The following is an 18,531-nucleotide window of genomic DNA, read 5'->3' on the forward strand; positions in this document are numbered from 1 at the left end:
AGATGCAGGCTGTAACAGTTGCGTTTCTTTTTCTATTGAGATAGAAGCACCCCATAATTTATTTCGGGGTGCTTCTGAGTGTTTAATGAAACGAACAGGCTCGTCTTTTTACTCTAACAGATCTTCGATATTCAGGGTGACGCCGCCATAGGAAGCATATCCGTAGCTTTTGGGCTTTCCGTCTGCATCGGTATCGAACAGCAGCTTAGCAGGTGTCGCACCACCAAGCGCGGAAAACGTTGCTCTAAACTTCATTTCACCCTGTTTTGGACCGGTCAATTGTACATTTGCTTCATAACGGCTTTCCCCGCCTGCATTAATATTGGTCTTCTCAAATCCATTGTAGAAGTTCACGCCATCATCACTATAATTCACATATTGTACTTCCGTTTGTCCTGAGAAGATAGACGAGGCATTTCGAACATAAGAGAGGTACCCGGAGGCTTTTCCTGCAATCTTCCCATTTACATTGGGATTAACGGAATTGAGTACGGTTAAGTCTTTGATCCCATACGGGATATTATCTGTAGTGGGTTTAATCGGTACTGTCGGTTTAGGCTTATAATCAAGCAGGCTTACTTTCTGAATCCGCATTTGCGAGCCGCCACTGCCCCTGTATACTTCCAGCCACATCGCACGCTTGCCGTTCGGATGCCAGGACATTGGCGAGTAGTACACCCAATTTGGATCCGTAGTAAGCTGTATTCCTTTATACCCTGATTCGTTTGTAGAACGATCAATGTCGATCAATACGGGACCTATGTTACCCTCCCTGAAATTCCGAACCCCAGTTACTGCATATGTATACAGCGGCCACATCATATCCGTAAAGGTATATATACCGTAGGGTCTTGGCATAAGCCCAAATATGGCCGGGTCCGTATGGTTTGAGAATCGGGTGCTCATGACCATACCCAATCGTTCATCCGGGGAAAAGATAGTTGTTTCATCGTAACCTGGAGTATAAGTAATTTGCGTAGTATTTTCAGTATTCAAATCCTGTACAACAGAATCTGGAGTGCTGAATGCCTTCCCTCCGACAACGGATATGGCATTTCCTCCCTTTACAAACTGCTTCACTTCTCCTCCTCTTAACGGATTAGGAATCATATAGCCCGGTTTGTTCGGATCGTCCTTGAAGGTGGGGATACTGCTGATAAGCTGAGCCTTTTCAATTACATAGGTATCCGTTTTACGTGTCAGGACACCGATAGCTGCTGCACCGCCAATATCCGAGCGGAGTATCGTCCAGCTCATGTGTTTATTGTCAGGCGCTATGATTATTTCTGACCAATGGGCGGTTATGCGTGCATCATCTACCAAGGTCGATGGATAGACGACAGGTATTAATTTAGCGCTGGTGCTGCTGTCGATGCTGGGCCCGCATTCAAGCACGTAATCTCCCAGCAATATCCGCTTATTATCCTGAAAGGGCATAATCCGGATACCAGGTGACTTTGGCTTTGTAGGTATGACCCCAGAGAAGATGACTTTGAAATTCGTTCCATCATCGTTCATTACCGCTATGTTCCAATAATCCGGAGTATGGATATCCGTTTCCGTTTTATAAATAAGGAGTACTTTTCCAGAGTACGTATAAGTGCTGCTCTCCAGCTTCTTAACCGAACCCGGCAGTGGAATAGTGCTTATAGCTACCCTTCCAATTCCATTGCTGCTGGCTTCCAGACTGTTACTGTCAGAAGGTGCGTTCGAAGCCGATGCCGGTGCTGCCACGGAAAATAAAAGACTCATCGCTACCAGTACAGGAACGATTCTTTTTTTCATCATGCTCGCCTCCAAATGAATAATTGACCAGGTTACTGCGTAGGGCTCAATCCATTTTTCCCAATGAAGAGCCTAGCTTGCTTTAGAACTATCCAAACCTGCAAATGTAAAATTACCTTGACCCAATTCACCTCCCGTCAGGAAATTGTATCCGGTTACAAAATTCAATATATGATTTGGTAAAAAATTACTCAACAGGTCGTTTTTAAGTTTTTGCAGGGTCATTTTTAAGGTTGCATAATAACATTGTTGGAGTAGCAGCTCCAAAAAACAGACTTAACAGGACTATGAAGCTGCTCAGGATCTAATAGAAAATCATAAAAATGCCCTTGTATAAACTTAAAATTGCCCCTTTGATAAATGAATCCTCTTAAAGTATATTTCATGTAAACGGATACAAAAAAAGAACAATGGCCATTGCCATCTTCTACCATAGAACTTTGGTAGCGTCGATACATCGCGGCATGTACAATAGTTAGAAAAGGCGTTTGACAAGAAGGGGCAGGGTATGGAGCGTAGAAGCCGGATGCGAAGGATTATGTTCATGATAAGAAACATGAGATTCCAAAATAAATTGTTGGCAGGCTACCTTCTGGCCTGTGTCATTCCGCTGCTAGGTGTAAGCGCCATCATTTTCCACCAATCGGCAGCTGGACTTGAGGATTCCTCTCAAGAATTCGCTTCACTGTATACATCCCAAATCAGAACCACCTTGAACGAATTCATCAAAGAATACGACAAGGTCACGAAGTCGGTGCTGGTTGACAACGATTTAATCTATAAAATCGGACAAGAGCGAAGCTTGCCCATGGACGAGTTGATTATCCAGAAGGTTGCCGTCCAGCGGCTCCTGATGCGGGTCGCCTTGCTTAAACCGGAGATCAGTACCGTGATGCTGATAAGCCGCGATAACAGTGTATATCAGTATACGACGACAACAAGCAGAGTGAATGAGAACATGTTACTATCCCGTGACTGGTACAAGGGGCTTCGCGGCTCGGAGGATACCTTTTTCATTACCGGACTGCATGACCGTTCTTATTACGAGGATAAAGGTGCTGGAGCCGTAGTAACGGTAGGAAGGGTTCTATTTAGCTACGACGGCGCCTATGCGGGCATCCTGCTCATCGATCTGGATCCGTTTACATTGCTCCAGCTCGATCATGATTTTGTATTGGCTCGTGATAAGTACGGCATGAGTGTCATCATAAGCAATCGGCAAAACGAAATCGTCTATCATTCCGATGCGGCCAGCGGCCGGTTGTCCTGGCAGCAGGTGCTTGAATCCGGAGCGGAGTACCTCAAGGATGACAACAGCCATGACCAGATTGTATTATCGGGAAGCACCTCGCAGGGGAACCTGTTTATCAAAACCGAGATTCCGCGCTCGAAGCTGCTTCAGAAGATCAATCGGATCAAAGGAATGACGGTGGCCGTTATTCTGATGAGCTGTCTGGTCATAACTCTTATCTCGCTTGGGTTGAGCTATACGATCACAAAGCCTATTAAGTCGCTCCGCCGAAGCATGAAGCAGGCGGAAGCAGGCCAATATCTGCCCATAGAGAAGGAGCAGGCTAATGATGAGATTGGAAGTCTGGTTTATAGCTATAACAAAATGATTATAACGATCCGAACCCTGATTGAAGATGTGTATATTGCTGAGATCAAGCAGCGTCAAGCCAAATTCATCGCGCTTCAGAATCAGATCAACCCCCACATGCTGTATAATACCCTGGAATCCATCCGCATGAAAGCGCTGGTGAAGGACGACGAGGAGACAGCCGGCATGATTAAAATTTTGGCCCGCATGTTTCGGCTGGCATTGGGTAAAGAAGGCAAGCACCATTCTGTGAGGCATGAACTGGATTATACGACGAATTACTTAGAGCTTCAAAACATCCGGTTTGATAATATGTTCAGGCTGCATATCAGAATCCCCGATGAGATGCTCGATTGCAGTATGATTCCACTGGTATTTCAGCCTATTGTGGAGAACAGTATTAACCACGGATTCGAGGACTATAGCCGGCCCATGAATATCGAGATTGAAGGCGTCTGGACCGAAGAGGAGGAAATTCGAATCCGGATCACAGACGACGGAGCCGGTATTCCTATGGAGAAGCGAGAGGAACTGATCGCCATGCTGGAGGATGCTAAATCGGACAAATACAAGCTGGAAGAAACCGATGTAGCGGAAAGCGGCGGTCTAGGCCTCAAAAATATCGCCGAACGGATTAAACTCCATTACGGCGACCGGTATTATCTGACGATTCGTCCTGGAGCGGAGCGCGGAACGACGGTCGAAATCTTAATCCCTAAGCTTTAGATCAACGCGCTGGATACAAACAGAGAAGGAGAGGTGCTTTGGGATGAGGTTGATCTTGGTGGATGATGAGAAGGGCATTGTAGATGGTCTCAAAATAATGATAAGCCGCTATATTCCGGAATGCGAGATTGTCGGCGCAGCTTACAATGGGGTGGAAGGGTTCCAATTAATTCAAAAACTTCGACCCGACATTGTCATTACAGATATTCGGATGCCTCAGGCCGACGGGCTCGATATGATTAAGATGCTGAAGGAAAAGGGCAGCCAGGCTAAGTTCATTCTCTTAAGCGGATATGCCGACTTCGAATATGCCCGAAGGGGTATACAGCTTGGTGTGCAGTTTTATATTAATAAACCGGTTGAGGAGGAGGAGCTCCGCGAATGTGTTTATCAGGTCATCGAGGCAGTCCGTGCGGACAAGGCAAAGCTGCAGGAGGTCGACGAACTGAAGCAGGAGGTTCAAAGCCGGATTCAAGAGAGCGCCTTGCGCGATATCCTCGATATCGGCAGCGATAATACTCTTGCGGAGAAACTGCTTCGAATTGCGCAGATACCAACGGAGGGGACTAATTACGCATGTATCCTGCTTGAATTCTATGGCAATGTCGATGCCTTAAAGGAGCATGGTCTTCAGCCGGTATTGGCTCAAATAGACCGAGTCCTGAGGCAATACCGCGGAGTGTATCCGCTGCGTTATTCGGGTGCGCAATTTGCCATGGTAGTTACTCAGGGAGGAACTATCGGGTATGCAGATCTTGTTCGTTCGGTACGGCGTCTTAAGGAGGAGCTGTTCGGGCAGCTGGGACTGTCCATGACCGTCGGTATAGGAACGGTTCAGAATCGGGCCGCCGGAATCAGCCAATCCTTTGAGGAAGCCCGTTATGCGTTAAGCTATAAAGTTGTCAAAGGGGCAGACACCGTAATCCCATTTCCTGAGATCATGAATCTGTCGGGACGCAGCCAGCCTGTTCCCGAAGCCATGATTGCTAAGCTGGAAGCAGGCATCGACAATATGGACGAGATGGAATGTGCAGGCATCATCCGCGAGATCTTTCGGGGGATGGAAGCCGAGCCCGGCATGAGTCCGGCTGACCTTCAGCTGCAGTGCTTGAACATTCTTTTATCAAGTGTCCGGAAGATGTCCTTTCAGCAGCTGCAGCAAAACGATTTCCTGGGCCGGCATATTTTGTCTCTAGAGGGTATTTCACGGTTTCAGACGCTGGTCTCTCTGGAGGAATGGATGGTTGAAGTCATCCGAAGAATTATTGCGTTCAAGATTGAGCATAACATACCTAAGAAGAAGGACATTATCAGTGAGGTCAAGGAATATGTGTCTACACACTATAATGAACCGATTACCCTAGCAGACTTAGCTGCACGGTTTTTCATAAGCCCCTATTATTTAAGCCAGTTTTTCAAACAAAAGACAGGGGATACTTATGTGAATTTTTTGTCGCAGGTCCGAATCGGCAAGGCAAAAGAGCTGCTCGAGAAGACAGATTTGAAAGTATATGAGATTTGCCAGATGGTAGGCTACTCCGATTCGCAGCATTTTACCCGGCTGTTCGAGAAATTGACCGGGAGCAAGCCAAGCGAATACCGCAAGAATCTGTCTAAAATGTAAATCGATGTTATATAGCCGTTTGGCCGGAAGGAGTATCCATCAGGGTTCAGGTTTTCAACAATCTCCCACCACTATGTAGAGGTTTAAATTCTTAAAAAAGACCTTGTTTAAACTTAAAAATGCCCCGTTGAGAGCTTTTCCCCCTGAATGTATAGTTACTGTGTAAGCGAATTTAGCAACTAGATATTGGGGGGAACAAATTGAAAGCAGTTGCATTTCATCGAATGAAGGTATATTGGCCGCTATATGTCATGGCGATACCGGGGATCATTTTTCTTATTGTTTTTAAATATATCCCACTTGCCGGTGCCGTTATTGCCTTTAAGGATTATTCGGTTTTCAAAGGATTTATCGATAGTCCCTGGGTGGGTCTCAAACATTTTGAAACTTTGATTCATCATCCAGACTTCGCAAAAGTGTTCGGTAACACAATGATGCTAGGATTTCTTAAGCTTGTTCTGGTCTTCCCTGTACCTGTTTTGCTGGCGCTGATGATCAACGAAATTCGAAAATCGGCGCTGAAGAAAGGGATTCAGACCGCTCTGTATATTCCGCACTTCTTGTCTTGGGTTATCGTTGCGGGTATTATCTTCGATTTTTTCTCTATAAGCGGATTGTTCAATATTGTCATGGGCTGGTTTGGGCATGAACCTTTGCTCGCCATGCAGGAAAGCGCATACTTCCGGCCTGTCTACGTGATTGCATCTATATGGAGGGATGCCGGTTGGGGAACTGTGGTATACATGGCTGCGATCAGTGCGATAGATCCTCAGCTTTATGAATCAGCAATGATTGACGGTGCATCCAAGTTTAAGCAAATTCGACACATTACGTTTCCGCTTCTTTTACCTACTGTGTTGGTGCTGTTCCTGCTTGAAATCGGTAACTTCTTGGATCTGGGCTTTGATCAAGTGTTCAACATGCTCACTCCTATGACTTACAGTGTAGGAGATATTCTCGACACGTATGTGTTCCGAACAGGAATTCAGCAGGCCCAATATAGTTTCGCTACGGCGGTGGGATTATTTCAGTCAGTGATTGGATTTATCTTGGTATTCATCTTCAATAAGATGTCGAAGAAAGTTTCGGATGGGGGGCTCTGGTAGATATGTTTGAATCTAGAGGGGAAAAAATATTTGTTTCAACAATTACAGTCGTTCTCATCCTACTGTCTATCATAGCGCTCATACCGCTCCTGTCCGTGATCTCGACATCGTTCAGTTCCAAAAGCGCAGTCGATATGAACCTGGTCACCATCTGGCCGAAACAATTTACGTTTGCTTCTTGGGGACATATCATCGACCGCCCCGACCTATGGAAGTCGTTCTTCCTGACGCTCGGCTCGACAGTGATCGGCACTGCACTCGCTTTGCTAATGACCGCTTTACTGGCGTACCCGCTGTCAAAACAAGAGTTTACCTGGGGGCCTGTCATTATGGTCGGCGTGGTCATCGCGATGATCTTCAAGGCACCCATTGTACCTTACTTTCTAACGGTCCGCGGCATTGGTCTTTACAATAACCCGCTGGTCCTGGTCCTGCCGCATATTTTGAATCCGTTCAACTTGATTATCATGAGAACTTTCTTTAAGGGATTTTCCAAGGAATTGGAGGAAGCCGCCTTTCTTGAAGGCTGCGGATATTTCCGGATGCTGTTCCAATTCGTCCTTCCGTTGTCCAAGGCAGTGCTGGCGACCCTTGCTTTATTCTATGGTGTCGTGCTGTGGAACCAGTTTCAACATCCGCTCCTTTTCTTGCAAAATCCGGACTGGTTCCCGCTGCAGATCAAGATCCGGCAGTTCATCACCGACGACAATGTGATCATGGCGGGTGCTGTTTCTACGAGTGATCTAAACTTCAATGAGCGGACTTTAAGAGCAGCGACCGTTATCTTTGCGATTATCCCAATTATCTTGGTCTATCCATTCTTGCAGAAATACTTCGTCAAAGGAGCCATGATTGGCTCGGTAAAGGGGTAATACGGCATTTTCGGTTTAAAGGCAAGATCACATCAACAAGAACATTACGATATAAGGGGGAACAACACATGAATTTTATAAAGATGGGGTTATTATCAGCGGCAGGTGTCCTTGCGATTACTGCTGTAACCGGCTGCGCCGGAAACTCGAATTCCTCAGCAGATTCATCATCAGGTCAGAACCAAGCGTCGGGGGATGGAGTTGTCGATATTGAAGTATGGGGAACCAATATCGGCTACAAACCCATCACCAAAGGCAGTAAAACTTATGATTTTCTTAAGGAGAAGCTGGGCGTCGGCGTGATCAGTCCGTATGTAGAGTGGGGCGGAGGCACCAACTACTTGAACCAGTTGAATCTGAAGATCGCCGCAAACGAAATGCCCGATTTGTTCCTTCCCTATAACGGCAGCGAAAGCAGCTTGGCCAAAAACGGCGCTATCGCCGATCTGACCGACCTGCTGCCGAAATATGCGCCGAATGTATGGAATAACATTCCGCAGGATGTTTGGGAGGTTGTCAAAGCAAACGACCCTACCGGGCAGGGGAGAATCTATTATATTCCTCAGGTCGTGGACTACGGAAGATACGCTGGCATGATTCGTCAGGATTGGCTGGACAAGCTGGGCTTGCAAATGCCGAAGACGCAAGAGGATTACGTAAAAGTTCTTGAAGCATTTCGGGATAAGGATCCCAATGGAAACGGACAGAAGGATGAGGTGCCTACCGGGGGGCGTCAAGAAGCTCGTTGGATGGACCATTTGTTTGCTATGTACGGTGTGGCCATGTTCGAAGGCCAACCCGATTGGGATATGTACGACGGCAAGCTGACTTATTCCGCAGTAACGCCGAATATGAAAGCCGCCTTGGAATTCCTTGCCAAATTGTACAAGGACGGATTATTGGATAAGGAATCCCTTTTGAACGACAAGCCCAAGTGGGAGGGCAAAGTGAACTCGAATAAGGCAGGTAACTACTTCCAATGGGTAGAAACGCTCAATCTTAATTTGGACGCTATGCAAAAGAACACGGGCGTGAAGGCCCAGTTCTCTATACTTCCGATACCGGAAGTCCCGGGCTATAAAGGTTTCTATACTTCGAAAAGAAGGATGTCCCCGCAATGGGTCATCAAAAACAGTAAGGACCAGACGAAGCTGATGGCTTCTTTGAAGCTGCTTAACAATATGTACGACAAGAAGAATTGGAAGGATCTGTACCTTGGTGTAGAAGGAATGCACTATACGATGAAGGATGGCAAAGCTGTCAAACTTCCGGATGACAAGAGCACACAGGAGAATATTGGGTTATTTAATCCGGCTTCACCTCTGGCGACCCTTGATTTTACAATCGATCTTCTTAAGAGTACTGCATCGGCAGACGATATGTGGGAGATTGATCAGACCGTCAAAAATATGCAAGAAGCTCAGAAATATACCAAGCACATTGCTGGCGATGGCTTGCCGGTAAGTGTCTACGACGGCTACCCGGACATCAACAATCGAACTCTGTATATCGAATACGCAACCAAGATTATCCTTGGACAATATCCGATTAGTAAGTTCGACGAATTTGTAGACAAGTGGAACAAATCGGGCGGCGAAGAAGTAACAAAGCGCGCGAGAGACTGGTACGCAAAAATGAAGAAATAATCGTTTGATCAAGTACAATCCGCCTTGCTTCGATTCGAAGTCGGGCGGATGTTTCAATAATAGGGGGGCTAACACATGAGCAATCGAATTAGAGAAGTACTCGAGGGGCAAGAGCATAATTATATCCTTCCTTTTCTCTGGCAGCACGGCGAGGAGGAACAGGCAATTCGGGAGGAGATGGCCCGTGTTCATGAATCCGGAATCGGGGCCGTTTGCGTGGAGGCGCGACCACATCCTGATTTTCTCGGACCGAAATGGTGGAAGGACATGGACATCATTATGGAGGAAGCACGGAATCGGGGAATGAAGGTATGGATGCTCGATGACGACCATTTTCCGACGGGTCATGCGGCAGGTAAGGTGAAGGAGGCGCCGGAGGAGCTTCATCGCGTGTTCCTGGGTGAGCGATATATCGATACCATCGGTCCGGCTGAGGGCACGTCTCTGCTGCTGGAAACCCTGCTGCTGCGCGGACTTAGACCGACCATCTCGAATAGCCAAAGCGCGAGTGGCCGAAACAAGCTGGTTTCGGTCGTTGCGGTTCGTCGCAATCCGTCTAACGGATCATTAACCGATGACTCGATCGATTTAACTGAACTTGTACAAGAGGGTATCCTGTATTGGGATATACCCAAAGGGTATTGGCGCATATTTATTATTTCGGAAACTAAGGAAGGCGGCAGCAAGCAGCAGGCCGATTATTTGAACCCGCTGGATCGGGATTCCGTTCGGATTTTGCTCGATACGGTATATGAGGCTTTTTATGATCGGTACAAGGCGGATTTTGGAAAGACATTCGTTGGCTTCTTTTCGGATGAGCCCGGATTTTACAACGATGAGAAAACGTTCGACTTCAACTCCAAACCCGGAAAGCAGGGAGTGCCGCTTCCATGGAGCCGGGACATGCCGACCCTGCTGGAGGAAGCTCTGGGGCCTGATTATCGGAAGCATTTGCATCTCCTCTGGCATGATGAAGGAGAACGGTCGAATAGGGTACGGTATCACTATATGAATATTGTCAGCAAGCTCTATGCGGAAAGCTTCTGCAATCAAATCGGAGAATGGTGCAGAGGCCGCGGAGTAGAGTACATCGGGCATGTCCTTGAAGATAACAACGTTCATGCAAGGCTCGGTCCCGGCACCGGACACTTCTTCCGCTCGCTCTGGGGGCAAGACATGTCAGGGCTTGATGTGGTACTGTGGCAGATCGTTCCCGGCTTCGATGAAATGTCTTTCCGCCAGCCAACGAGCGGGGAGACGGATAGTGAATTTTACCACTATGGCCTCGCCAAGCTTGGTGTGTCTTTGGGACACCTCGATCCGAAGAAACAAGGCCGAACGATGTGCGAATTGTATGGAGCCTATGGCTGGACGGAAGGCTTAAAGCTGATGAAATGGCTCACAGACCATATGCTCGTCCGCGGCGTAAACTATTTTGTCCCGCATGCCTTTACTCAAAAAGCTTTTCCGGACCCGGATTGTCCTCCGCACATGTATGCGAGCGGGCAAAATCCGCAGTACCGTTATTATAAGCATTTGAATCACTATATGAATCGAATCAGTCACTTAATCTCAGGAGGAAGACATGTGGCGACCGCGGCGGTCGTGTACCATGCTGAGGCCGAATGGTCCGGGGAGGCGATGTATTTTCATAAACCCGTGAAGAAATTAATGCAGCATCAGATTGACTGCGACGTTCTCCCCATCGACGTGCTTTTGGAAACGGGGAACGTAAAGGACAACAAGCTGCTTGTGAGTGGCGAGGACTACGAGTGCCTGATCGTGCCCTATGCAGAAGCGCTTCCGGCGGCGATGATTCAGCGTTTGGTCCGGTTTGCCGAACAAGGATTAGCTGTTCGTTTTGTTGACGGGCTGCCGCTTCGATCGAGTGAGGGCAGCGATGTTTCTGCCGAACTGGCTTGTCTTGCCAATCACCGCAATGTGAAGCTTGCAGCTCTCGACAACCTGGCACAAGACCTTATTGCGGACGGACATTATGATATTCGAGTTGACCAATACCAGCCTTATCTTCGGAACTATCACTATGTTCATGATGGTTCGGATGTGTTTATGTTCTTTAATGAACATCCAAATCAACCGATTAGCACGGAGATTGTTTTGCCCGTTCAGGGTGATGTCTATGCTTATGATGCCTTCCTGAATCGGTTGATCCTATTAAATGTGGAAAGGGAGAGGGACGCAACGGCGGTACAGCTTGTCCTGCATCCGTATGAATCTATCGTCCTTCTGCATGGAATTGATCTTGAAGGGTATGCAGCACACCCGCCGCATACAATTGGAACGTCTTTAGAGCTCCAAGGCGATTGGACTGTTTCCACAGCGAATGCTGAGAGCTACCCTCACTTTACGGAGTGGGGAAAACTGACGGCCTTAGTGAACATGAGCAGGCCTGACCATTTACCACGGTTTACGGGCACCTTCCGGTATGAAACGGAATTTGAGTGGAGCGAATCCGCAAGCCAGGCTCTATTGGATTTGGGCGAGGTCTATGAGACAGCAGAGGTATGGGTAAACGGCGAACAGGCCGGGGTGCGCATCTGTCCTCCTTATCACATACAGATAGGCGGTCTAAAGAAGGGCAGCAACAAGCTTGTCATCGAAGTTACGAATACGCTAGTGAAAGATCAGCGTGACTTCTTGTCTTCCTTTGCTCAGCAGGAACCAAGCGGACTCATCGGGCCTGTCAAGGTGAAAAGCATCATATAAAATGGAATTGCCGGAAGTAGCGAAATGTCATCCAGTGAGGTTTATTTTCTTTATATGCCATATCAACAGGCCTCGTCCCTTTCCCAGTGGATTGAGGCCGTTTCGCTATGTCTGCAACCCGGTATCATAATGTTTCCTGCTTGAATAAATTCTTAAAAATGCCCTTGTTTAAACTTAAAAATGCCCAATTGAGCCTCCTAACCTCCGGTTGTATAGTATCAATGTAAGCGGATTCAAAGTCTTGAGCAACATGGCACCGTAAAAGGTATTAGAAGCCTCACACATTCATTACGAGGGGGATCGAAACATGAATTTTAAAAAAATGGGGTTATTATCGGCGGCAGGCATCCTCGCAATTACGGCAGTCACTGGCTGCAGCGGAAACACGAAATCTTCGGAAGGGTCGACTCAGAGCCCAAGCGCCAATGCTGATGAGATTGTCGACATTGAAGTATGGGGTACCAACATCGGTTACAAACCGATCACCAAAGGAAGTAAGCTGTATGAATTGTATAAGGAAAAGCTTGGTGTCGGCGTCATCCATCCGTACGTGGAGTGGAACGGGGGGACCAACTATCTGAATCAGCTGAACCTGAAGATCGCAGCAAACGAAATGCCGGACCTGTTCCTGCCCCAGCAGGGCATCGAAGACAGCTTGGCAAAAAATGGCGCGATTGCCGATCTGACGGAGCTGCTGCCCAAATATGCGCCGAACCTATGGCAAGCTATTCCGAAGGAAATGTGGGATGTGGTCAAGGCTAATGACCCTACCGGTCAGGGGAAAATTTATTACATCCCGGGTATGGTGGACTACGGCAGATACGCCGGCTTGATTCGCAAGGATTGGCTCGATAAGTTGGGAATGACAATGCCGAAGACTCAGGACGACTACGTCAAGGTGCTGGAGGCTTTCCGGGACAAGGATCCTAATGGCAACGGCCAGAAGGATGAGCTCCCCACGGGAGGCCGTCAGGAGGCGCGCTGGATGGACCATCTGTTCGCCATGTATGGGGTGGCCATGTTCGAAGGATATCCGGATTGGGACCTATATGACGGGAAGCTGACTTATTCTGCAGTAACCCCGAATATGAAGGCCGCCTTGGAATTTATCGCCAAGCTGTATAAGGACGGTTTGTTGGATAAGGAAACGCTCCTGAACGACAAGGCCAAATGGGACGGCAAGGTGGAGGCGAATAAAGGAGGGAACTATTTCCATTGGGTAGAAACCGGCTATTTGCCTTTAGAAAATCTGTTTAAAAACACCGGCGTTAAGGCTGAATTTTCCGTTCTCCCAGTACCGGAGGTCGCGGGCTATAAGGGCTTCTACACGTGGAAGAGGTTTCAGCCGCCTGCCTGGGTCGTCAAGAATAACAAGGATCAGAAGAAATTGATGGCAACCCTGAAGCTGCTGAACAACATGTATGATAAAAAGAATTGGATCCCGCTGTATCTTGGCGTGGAAGGCATGCACCATACGATAAAGGACGGCAAGCCGGCTAAACTTCCAGATGACAAAAGCACACAGGAAAACTTGATTCTTGATCCATATTCCAAAATATCCACACTCGATTTCATGATGGATCTGAATAAGAATACAGCCTCGGAAGACAGAATGTGGGCTATTAATCAGGTGAACCGAAACATGCAGGAAGCTCAGAAGTATGCTAAGGTCATTGCCGGCGACGGTATGCCAGCCAGTGTGTACGACGGATTCCCGGACATCAACAATCGTACACTGTACGTGGAATATGCCACCAAGATTATTCTCGGGCAGTACCCGATCAGCAAATTTGATGAATTCGTAGACAAGTGGAACAAATCGGGTGGCGAAGAGGTTACGAAGCGTGCCAGAGAATGGTATGCAAAGGTAAAAAAATAATCATCAAACCCGTTGTGAACAGGGAAGGGCACAGGTAGCAAAAAGAGCTGATAAGAGAAAGGTCTTATCTGCTCTTTTTATATTTCAAGGAAGAGTGCTGATTCACTTGCGGATCTAGTTCCTCTCAATGATGGATCCTTCTGAACTGGCTGGGACTTAAATGCTCCAGCTGTTTAAAGACGTAGCTGAAGTAGTTCGCATCCTCAAAACCGGTCAAAAAGGCAATCTCCCTAATATGCATCTGCGGGTTTTGCAAGAGGAGCTCCTTGCTTTTATTTATTCTAACGGAATTAATATACTGGAAGATTCTTATATTCGTTGCTTTTTTAAATACGGTACATAAGTGCTGCGGCGTCATTCCGGTAATCTCGGCCATGGCTTCCAAAGTGAGAGGCTTGTTAAAGTTTTGATCAATATAAAGGAATAATGGCTTAAGCTTGAAATGCAGATTAGACGCGCTATTGTTAGGATTTACAGAGGTATACTGCACCAAGTCCGTGAGAAGGGAATAGATCACGCTGGAGCATTGGATGCTTTTTAAAGCGGAATCCGATTGTTCAATGTCCAGCACACTTTGAATTTTGGATAAAAACATATCGGGCCTGGATATATATAACACACCGGATTTTGTAATCCCGGCCGTTTTCACTAAAAAGTCTTCTACTTGATGACCGTCGAAAACTATCCAATCCACAATCCAAGAAGGACTAATGGCATAATACTCGTGGGGGGTTCCTTTGAACAAAAGCATCGCCATACCTTCCTTCACTCGAAAGGTTCGTCCCTCCGTCAGAAGCTCCCCCTCTCCCTCAATGCACTGAATCCACTGATACAAATATCCATTCGGACGTACGACATGCTCCTGATTCCAATTGGATCCCACATCTACAAGATAATAGGGGAGTTCCTTATCGGATTCCGTAATGATAGGTATGCGTCTTTTTACCATTAGATCACCTTAATATTTTAATAAGATACTTAAAATTGTTAGATTGTTCGGCTGATTATTGAACCCTATAATTTGAATATAACAAAGAAATCGCCACGACGGCAACGAAAGGATGATATTCATTATGAGCCGGAACGAGATCCAATTAATGAATGGATGGGAATTTACGTTAAAAGAGCCTGAAGATTCTAACTTCGAAGCGGTCAACCTGCCTCATGATTGGGCTATTCACGCACCCATTAACCGGAATATGAAGCAGGGGGAAGCTCAAGGATTCAGGGACAGATGGGGAATCGGTTGGTATAGGAGAAATCTTGTATTTCATGAGATAAGGGAGGGGTATGTGTACCAGCTGCAATTCGATGGAGTTTACGAGAACAGTACGGTATGGGTGAACGGCCGAGAAGCGGGCGGACGAAAATATGGCTATTCCCGGTTTACACTGGATATAACGGATTACATTCATCCGGGAGACAATCTGATTCTGGTTAAGGTGGACAACACTTCCTTCCCGGTAGACAGATGGTATTCGGGGGCAGGCATATACCGGACCGTGAAGCTTCTTGAACTCAACAAACACCACCTGAAGCCGGAAGACATTCAAGTGAAAACAGCCATCCATGGGGATACGGGTGCAGTGACCATCATGACAGGGGTCTCCTCCTTGGTGAAAGCATGTATTTCGGATGGAGCTTTGCGCATGACTGGTGAATCTGAGAACGGGACGATCCGCATTGAAATCCCGCAGGTAAAGCTGTGGAGTCCCGAGCAGCCGTATTTATATCCATTGGAACTGTCACTGTATGAAGGAAATCAAGTCGTAGATACGTATGAGTTGCGGATTGGAGTAAGAGACATCCAAATGATTGCAGGCAAAGGGATGTTTATCAACGGCAAAATGACGAAGATCAAGGGATTTTGCATTCATCAGGATGCAGGCTGCCTGGGAGTTGCCGTCCCATCGGAAATCTGGAAGGAGAGACTGCTACAATTCAAGGCCATGGGGTGTAATGCTATTCGAACGGCTCACCACATCCCTGCATCGGAGCTTCTGGATCTATGTGATGAACTGGGAATGCTTGTATACGAAGAGCCGTTTGATAAATGGACCGGCGGTTCCTATAGAAGGTACTTTGAGACGGAGTGGCAAGGCGACCTGGAATGTATGGTGAGAAGGGATCGGAACCATCCGTCTATCTTTATGTGGGGCGTTGGAAACGAAGTTGAAAACCAAGGGCAGGAATCCATGCTCAAGATTTTGAAAATGCTTAAGGAGCATCTTGTGACGCTTGATGATACCAGACCGGTTTCTTATGCCATGAACCCCCACTTTAAATACGAGAGTAACGTGGATCTTTCCAAGGTGAAGGATATTCAACAGTTCGTAGATGAAGTGAGCGATACGGAAATCTATAATTCCGATGAAAGAGTGGAGCGCATCCGGAGGATTGCCGAACTTGTCGACGTAATCGGTTGTAATTATCAGGAGCAATGGTACCCGGCCATCCATAAGGCCGTTCCTGATAAGTTGATATTGGGAACGGAGACCTTCCAATATTTCAGGGGGCATCCGGATCAGATGCAAAATTTCAGTGAGGAAGTCCCATGGATGGATGTGGAAAAGCATGATTATGTCATAGGCGGCATGCTTTGGACAGGCATCGATTATTTGGGCGAATCCATGGGGTATCCTGCCAAAGGATGGGCAGGCTCCTTGTTCTGGACGAACAACGAGCGTAAGCCGCTTTCCTACCTCTATCAAAGCTATTGGACAGAGGAACCGATGGTCTATTTGGCTGTGATGGACTATTCTTTGCAGGACGAAGGGGCCAAGGAACATTGGGATGCCCCAAGATACGCAAGCCATTGGAACTTTCCGCAGTTTAACAAGACGGTGATTCCTTATATGATCGCAACGAACTGTGAAGAAGTCACCGTCGATTTGAACGGCAAACCGTTCTATGTGAATAAACCGTCCTCCTATCCCAATCGAATGATCACAGGCTTTCTTCCCTATTCACCGGGAACTATAACGGTCAGAGGTTTTATTAGCGGGCAAGAGGTATGTACGTATACGTTGAAAACTGCAGGGCCTGCCGTAAAGCTTGGTTTTGATTCAGAAGAGCTCCGTCTGGAAGCCAAAGAGGGCTACCATACATTATTTACCGTTCGTGCCAAGGACAGCGGGGACATACCGGTATTCCAGGAGAGTTCAAAAGTCAGTTTTCGTGTAACCGGGCCGGCTGAGATCGTTGCTGTTGATAACGGGGATCTTTGCTCGAGTGAAGCCTACGACAGGCATTGGATGCATATGTATCGGGGATGTGTCAGTACGGTCCTCCGGTTTACAGGAGAAAGAGGCCGTGTCGTATTATCCGCCTACTCTGATGGAATGGCTCCGGGTCAGCTTGTTATCCATGTTATTTAACAAAAAATGAGCGAAGCGGGGCGTACGGCATGATTGATCACGGTGACAATCAGCGAAATCGTGGTTATCGGCCGTAACCTGAATGGAAGCGGCTCCGCTTACAGCTTGCCGGTTGTGCAGCCGGTTAAGACAACTGCGCAAGAGGCAAAGACCCAGCAGCCCCGAAAGCTGGTTCCATTTCGGGTGCGGGGTCTTTTTGCTTTATCTCAATAAGGGACCGACGGAATGCTTGGCTAATCAGATTTGATTGAAGTCGAAATTTTCACTCTTTTTTCTGCCCTTTTAACGTTCCAATAACAATCATTTGTTAAGTTAGATACAGGATAACAAATTTGAGTTATGGGAACGAAGGGGGAGCGGTATACTTTGAAGCATGAACTGCACAATTATTGGGGCAACGATAGAATCATTCCGGCTGTGCGCAGACCGGAGGATTTATCGGCAGCTTGCCGTGGCGAGTGGCTGGCGGTATTTTTGCTGACCGGTGATTTATTTACGGTAGAGGATTATGTCACACAAGTGCAGCGTGCAGGGAAAAAGGTGTTTTTGCACGTCGATTTCATTAACGGGCTCGGCGGGGACCCGATCGTAATGAAATTTATAGCGGAGCGGGTAAAGCCGACAGGCATTATTTCTACCAAAAGCCATTTCATCAAGCATGCCAAAAAGAACGGGCTGCTGGCGATTCAGCGTCTTTTTCTTATCGATACGTCGGCGTTGGAGCATGGAATTCAGAACATCGAACAAAGCGGTCCCGATGCGGTGGAAATTATGCCGGGGCTGATTCCGCGCGTCATTACAACATTGAAGAACCGCATTTCATTGCCGATTATTGCCGGTGGGCTGATTCAAGACCGCAGCGAGATTGACACCGCGTTGCAGGCAGGGGCTAGTGCGGTTTCGATGGGCAGCAAGCATCTGTGGGTCCCTAGGGAGGAAGGAAATTTACAATTTTTTCAACACTAGTTGATGCAGCGATAACAAACCGTTGGTAGAGTAGGACTTGTAACGGACAAAAGAATAACGAGGGTACGAGTCGAGGAGAAAACCCTTTATGCAACAGATGGAAACGCCCCTGTCAAAGGGATCCCAGTTTTCGTTTTGTGTTGGATAAAGGGTTTTTTGTGTTGAGTAAAAGACAAAGGAGGCGGATAGCCAAAAAAGCCAGCTTTTAAAAAATACCAGGCGG

The 18,531-nt window shown here is 47.2% G+C and carries 12 protein-coding genes; 10 read left to right on the forward strand and 2 right to left on the reverse strand.

The features are described from left to right. Positions 1 to 108: 108 nt before the first annotated feature. The gene (locus B1728_RS03930; protein ID WP_256865215.1) at positions 109 to 1,788 is read right to left on the reverse strand and encodes a hypothetical protein; all 1,680 of its coding nucleotides are present in this window, start codon (positions 1,786 to 1,788) and stop codon (positions 109 to 111) included. 505 nt (positions 1,789 to 2,293) lie between these two features. Here B1728_RS03930 and B1728_RS03935 point away from each other — a divergent pair. From B1728_RS03935 to B1728_RS03965, 7 genes are all read left to right on the forward strand, one after another. Beyond that, positions 2,294 to 4,111: a sensor histidine kinase gene (locus tag B1728_RS03935; RefSeq protein WP_079908843.1), complete on the forward strand. Its 1,818-nt coding sequence runs from the start codon at positions 2,294 to 2,296 to the stop codon at positions 4,109 to 4,111. A gap of 43 nt (positions 4,112 to 4,154) precedes the next feature. Beyond that, the gene (locus B1728_RS03940; RefSeq protein ID WP_079908844.1) at positions 4,155 to 5,735 is read left to right on the forward strand and encodes a response regulator; all 1,581 of its coding nucleotides are present in this window, start codon (positions 4,155 to 4,157) and stop codon (positions 5,733 to 5,735) included. Positions 5,736 to 5,935: 200 nt separating this feature from the next. After that, positions 5,936 to 6,841: an ABC transporter permease gene (locus B1728_RS03945; RefSeq protein WP_079908845.1), complete on the forward strand. Its 906-nt coding sequence runs from the start codon at positions 5,936 to 5,938 to the stop codon at positions 6,839 to 6,841. A gap of 2 nt (positions 6,842 to 6,843) precedes the next feature. After that, complete coding sequence (locus tag B1728_RS03950; protein ID WP_079908846.1) at positions 6,844 to 7,713, forward strand: carbohydrate ABC transporter permease; 870 nt, start codon at positions 6,844 to 6,846, stop codon at positions 7,711 to 7,713. A 68-nt stretch (positions 7,714 to 7,781) separates the two neighbouring features. Next, positions 7,782 to 9,359, forward strand: coding sequence for a type 2 periplasmic-binding domain-containing protein (locus tag B1728_RS03955; protein WP_079908847.1), 1,578 nt, complete (start codon positions 7,782 to 7,784; stop codon positions 9,357 to 9,359). A 75-nt stretch (positions 9,360 to 9,434) separates the two neighbouring features. Continuing rightward, a complete protein-coding gene (locus B1728_RS03960) occupies positions 9,435 to 12,086 on the forward strand; it encodes a glycosylhydrolase-like jelly roll fold domain-containing protein (RefSeq protein WP_079908848.1) in 2,652 nt (883 codons plus the stop codon). Between the two features lie 307 nt (positions 12,087 to 12,393). Continuing rightward, positions 12,394 to 13,965, forward strand: coding sequence for a type 2 periplasmic-binding domain-containing protein (locus B1728_RS03965; protein WP_079908849.1), 1,572 nt, complete (start codon positions 12,394 to 12,396; stop codon positions 13,963 to 13,965). Between the two features lie 124 nt (positions 13,966 to 14,089). On the opposite strand, the gene B1728_RS03970 is transcribed toward B1728_RS03965, so the two are convergent. Continuing rightward, entirely contained in the window at positions 14,090 to 14,914 is an 825-nt protein-coding gene (locus tag B1728_RS03970) for an AraC family transcriptional regulator (protein WP_079908850.1), read from the reverse strand. A 124-nt stretch (positions 14,915 to 15,038) separates the two neighbouring features. On the opposite strand from B1728_RS03970, the gene B1728_RS03975 reads away from it, so the two are divergent. From B1728_RS03975 to B1728_RS03985, 3 genes are all read left to right on the forward strand, one after another. Continuing rightward, a complete protein-coding gene (locus tag B1728_RS03975; RefSeq protein WP_079908851.1) occupies positions 15,039 to 17,342 on the forward strand; it encodes a glycoside hydrolase family 2 TIM barrel-domain containing protein in 2,304 nt (767 codons plus the stop codon). Between the two features lie 33 nt (positions 17,343 to 17,375). Continuing rightward, positions 17,376 to 17,555, forward strand: a complete 180-nt coding sequence (locus tag B1728_RS03980; RefSeq protein WP_079908852.1) for a hypothetical protein — start codon at positions 17,376 to 17,378, stop codon at positions 17,553 to 17,555. Positions 17,556 to 17,708: 153 nt separating this feature from the next. Continuing rightward, complete coding sequence (locus B1728_RS03985; protein WP_225947853.1) at positions 17,709 to 18,308, forward strand: glycerol-3-phosphate responsive antiterminator; 600 nt, start codon at positions 17,709 to 17,711, stop codon at positions 18,306 to 18,308. Positions 18,309 to 18,531 lie beyond the last annotated feature (223 nt).

Source organism: Paenibacillus sp. 32352 (assembly GCF_002042965.1).
In the GTDB taxonomy this organism is placed as follows: Bacteria; Bacillota; Bacilli; order Paenibacillales; family NBRC-103111; genus Paenibacillus_S; species Paenibacillus_S vulneris.

Bases quoted from the DNA above. Each gene is read 5' to 3' on its own strand.
- B1728_RS03955 (WP_079908847.1), top strand. From the start codon at position 7,782: ATGAATTTTATAAAGATGGGGTTATTATCAGCGGCAGGTGTCCTTGCG.
- B1728_RS03975 (WP_079908851.1), top strand. From the start codon at position 15,039: ATGAGCCGGAACGAGATCCAATTAATGAATGGATGGGAATTTACGTTA.
- B1728_RS03965 (WP_079908849.1), top strand. From the start codon at position 12,394: ATGAATTTTAAAAAAATGGGGTTATTATCGGCGGCAGGCATCCTCGCA.
- B1728_RS03935 (WP_079908843.1), top strand. From the start codon at position 2,294: ATGGAGCGTAGAAGCCGGATGCGAAGGATTATGTTCATGATAAGAAAC.
- B1728_RS03940 (WP_079908844.1), top strand. From the start codon at position 4,155: ATGAGGTTGATCTTGGTGGATGATGAGAAGGGCATTGTAGATGGTCTC.
- B1728_RS03930 (WP_256865215.1), bottom strand. From the start codon at position 1,788: ATGATGAAAAAAAGAATCGTTCCTGTACTGGTAGCGATGAGTCTTTTA.
- B1728_RS03960 (WP_079908848.1), top strand. From the start codon at position 9,435: ATGAGCAATCGAATTAGAGAAGTACTCGAGGGGCAAGAGCATAATTAT.
- B1728_RS03970 (WP_079908850.1), bottom strand. From the start codon at position 14,914: ATGGTAAAAAGACGCATACCTATCATTACGGAATCCGATAAGGAACTC.
- B1728_RS03950 (WP_079908846.1), top strand. From the start codon at position 6,844: ATGTTTGAATCTAGAGGGGAAAAAATATTTGTTTCAACAATTACAGTC.